Source organism: Porticoccus sp. (genome assembly GCF_041592135.1).
In the GTDB taxonomy this organism is placed as follows: domain Bacteria; phylum Pseudomonadota; class Gammaproteobacteria; order Pseudomonadales; family Porticoccaceae; genus Porticoccus.
In genome coordinates, this window is record NZ_JBFHQR010000194.1 from 1 (window position 1) to 2863 (window position 2863).

The following is a 2863-nucleotide window of genomic DNA, read 5'->3' on the forward strand; positions in this document are numbered from 1 at the left end:
ATTCCGCTGGGAGGACCAGTTCAACCTCAGTCTCGATCCCGATCTGGCGCGCCAGTATCACGATGAAACACTGCCCAAGGATTCCGCCAAGGTAGCCCACTTCTGCTCCATGTGCGGACCAAAATTCTGCTCCATGAAGATCAGCCAGGAAGTGCGCGACTACGCCAGCGATGGCATGGCACAGAAATCCAGGGAATTCCGCTCCCTCGGTTCCGAGATTTATGTGGAACTCAAGGAGGAGGGCTGATCGTGGCCGGTTGGTTGGGTTTTCATCTGTCGGGCGACAGGAGTTGGTCATGCAAATAGCCGTTGTCGGCGCCGGTATTCTCGGACGAATGCTCGCCTGGCAGTTGAGCCAGCGCGGCCACCAGATCAGCATCTTCGACCGCGACCCCATCGCCAACGGCAGTGCCGCGGCCTATACCGCGGCGGGCATGCTCACCCCCTACTCCGAGGTGGCCACGGCGGAGCTGGCCATTCACGCCATGGGCATGGCCTCACTGCCCCTGTGGTCGGCCCTGGCCGATGAGCTGTCAGTAGTCGGCAGCGGTCGTTGCCACGCCCATTGCGACAGTTTCTGCGCTCAATCACACCAGCCGGACTGCGACCTCTGCTTGCGGCAACTGGGCAGCCTGATCGTGGCCCATCCCGGCGATCGCGCCGACCACCGCCACTTCAACCAGCAGGTCTTGAACAAACTGCATCCGACTGCCGAGCAGTTCCAGCAGTTGAACGCCGCCCAGCTGGCGGAGCTGGAACCGGAACTGGCGGACCGCTTTGACGAGGCCACCTACCTGCCGGAAGAGTCCTGGGTGGACAACGAACAGGTGATGGCCTGCCTGGCGGACGCCCTGCTGGCCAACCCTGAGGTCAGCTGGTTTCCGGAAACCCCGGTGCAGCAACTCGGTCCCCATCGCCTGAGGGCGGCGGAGAAAGAGCATCATTTTGACTGGGTCATCGACTGCCGCGGTCTCGGTGCCAAAACCGACTGGCCGCAGTTGCGCGGTGTGCGCGGCGAACTGCTGTGGCTGCGGGCACCGGAGGTAAAACTCAACCGACTGGTGCGACTGATGCACCCGCGCTACCGCATTTATGTGGTGCCGCGCCCCGACGATATCTACATCATCGGCGCCACCCAGATCGAAAGCGACAGCATGGGACCGATCACCGTGCGCTCCAGCCTGGAGCTGCTGTCGGCGGCCTACAGCCTGCACCCGGGCTTCGGTGAAGCGGAGATTCTCTCCACCCGGGTCAACTGTCGCCCGGCGCTGCCGGATAACCTGCCCGCCATTCGCTGGGAACCAGGCCTGATTCGCGTCAACGGCCTGTTCCGCCACGGCTTCCTGCTGGCGCCGGTGCTGGCCCGGGAAGTGGTGCGCTGGCTGGAAGCCGGAGAGCGCTACCAGTCCCCCTTCCCGGAGCTGATCCAACCCCTGGCGGTCCCCGCCTGAACACTCGATACAAGGTGACACGTTGATTACCGTCTGGCTGAACAATGAACAGAAACAACTACCCGCACCGGTCTGCCTGGCCGAGGCCCTGAGTCAGTGGCAACCGCCCGGCGGCGGCTTTGCCATCGCCATCAACCAGGTGTTTGTGCCCAGGGCCCACTACGCCGCCACGCCACTTCGGGACGGCGACCAGATCGAATTGCTCATACCGATGCAGGGGGGCTGAACCATGTGGCAACTGGCCGACCAGACGCTTGAGAGCCGATTGCTGATCGGTTCGGCGCTCTATCCCTCGCCGAGTATCATGCAGGATGCCATCCGCGCCTCCGGCGCTGGCGTGGTGACCCTGTCCCTGCGTCGCCAGAACCCCGGCGCCGGCGGCGGCAACGATTTCTGGGCGCTGCTGCGGGAACTGAACCTGCAACTGCTGCCCAACACCGCCGGCTGCCACTCGGTGAAGGAAGCCATCACCACCGCACAGATGGCCCGAGAGCTGTTCGACACCAACTGGATCAAGCTGGAGGTGATCGGCGACGAATACAACCTGCAACCGGACCCATTCGGGTTGCTGGAGGCCGCCAGGGAGCTGATCGCCCAGGGCTTCGAAGTGTTCCCCTACTGCACCGACGACCTGGTGCTGTGCGAAAAGCTGGTGAACGCCGGCTGCCGCATCCTGATGCCCTGGGGCGCGCCCATCGGCACCGGCAAGGGGCTGATCAATCCCTACGCACTCAATACCCTGCGCCAGCGACTGCCGGAGGTGACCCTGATTGTCGACGCCGGCATCGGCGCGCCATCCCACGCCGCCCAAGCCCTGGAAATGGGGTACGACGGGGTGCTGCTCAACACCGCCGTGGCCCAGGCCAGCGACCCGGTGGCCATGGCCAGCGCCTTTAACCACGCCGTCCGTGCCGGTCGCCTGGCCTACGAGGCCGGGATCATGCCGGCCCGGAACATGGCGCAACCGAGCACCCCGGTGCTGGGCACGCCGTTCTGGAAACCCTGAATATGTCACCGGAAACACCGATTAAACCCGTGGTGCTGACCATTGCCGGCAGCGACTGCGCCGGCATGGCGGGCGTGCAGATGGATATCCGCACCCTCACCGCCATGGGCGTGCACGGGGCGGCGGCGGTGACCGCCAACACCGCCCAGAACAACCGCGAGGTGCTGGCCATCCAACCGGTAGACAAGGATGTTTTGGCAGCGCAACTGCGCGCGGTGGCAGAACTGCCCATCGCCGCCATCAAGGTGGGACTGATCCCCGACGCCGCACAACTCGCCACCCTCCGCGCCTTTGTTGAAAGCTGCGGCGCAGTAAAAAGCAGCGGCGCGCCGCTGGTGCTCGACCCGGTGCTGGCCGGCAGTTGCGGCGACGCCCTGACAGGCTCAGACCTGACGGCCGCCCTCAA

General features: G+C 64.8%; 5 protein-coding genes. All 5 read left to right on the forward strand.

The genetic code is table 11. The features are described from left to right. A partial coding sequence (locus ABY948_RS11935; protein WP_461482758.1) for a phosphomethylpyrimidine synthase ThiC occupies window positions 1-247 on the forward strand: 247 nt, incomplete at its 5' end. A gap of 49 nt (window positions 248-296) precedes the next feature. Then, window positions 297-1451 carry a glycine oxidase ThiO gene (gene thiO / locus ABY948_RS11940; RefSeq protein WP_461482759.1) on the forward strand — a complete coding sequence of 385 codons (1155 nt, stop codon included), beginning with the start codon at window positions 297-299 and terminating at the stop codon, window positions 1449-1451. Window positions 1452-1473: 22 nt separating this feature from the next. Then, window positions 1474-1677, forward strand: a complete 204-nt coding sequence (gene thiS / locus ABY948_RS11945) for a sulfur carrier protein ThiS (RefSeq protein WP_461482760.1) — start codon at window positions 1474-1476, stop codon at window positions 1675-1677. 3 nt (window positions 1678-1680) lie between these two features. Beyond that, window positions 1681-2457, forward strand: a complete 777-nt coding sequence (locus tag ABY948_RS11950) for a thiazole synthase (RefSeq protein ID WP_461482761.1) — start codon at window positions 1681-1683, stop codon at window positions 2455-2457. Window positions 2458-2459: 2 nt separating this feature from the next. After that, the coding region (locus ABY948_RS11955; protein WP_461482762.1) for a bifunctional hydroxymethylpyrimidine kinase/phosphomethylpyrimidine kinase at window positions 2460-2863 on the forward strand (404 nt) is incomplete at its 3' end.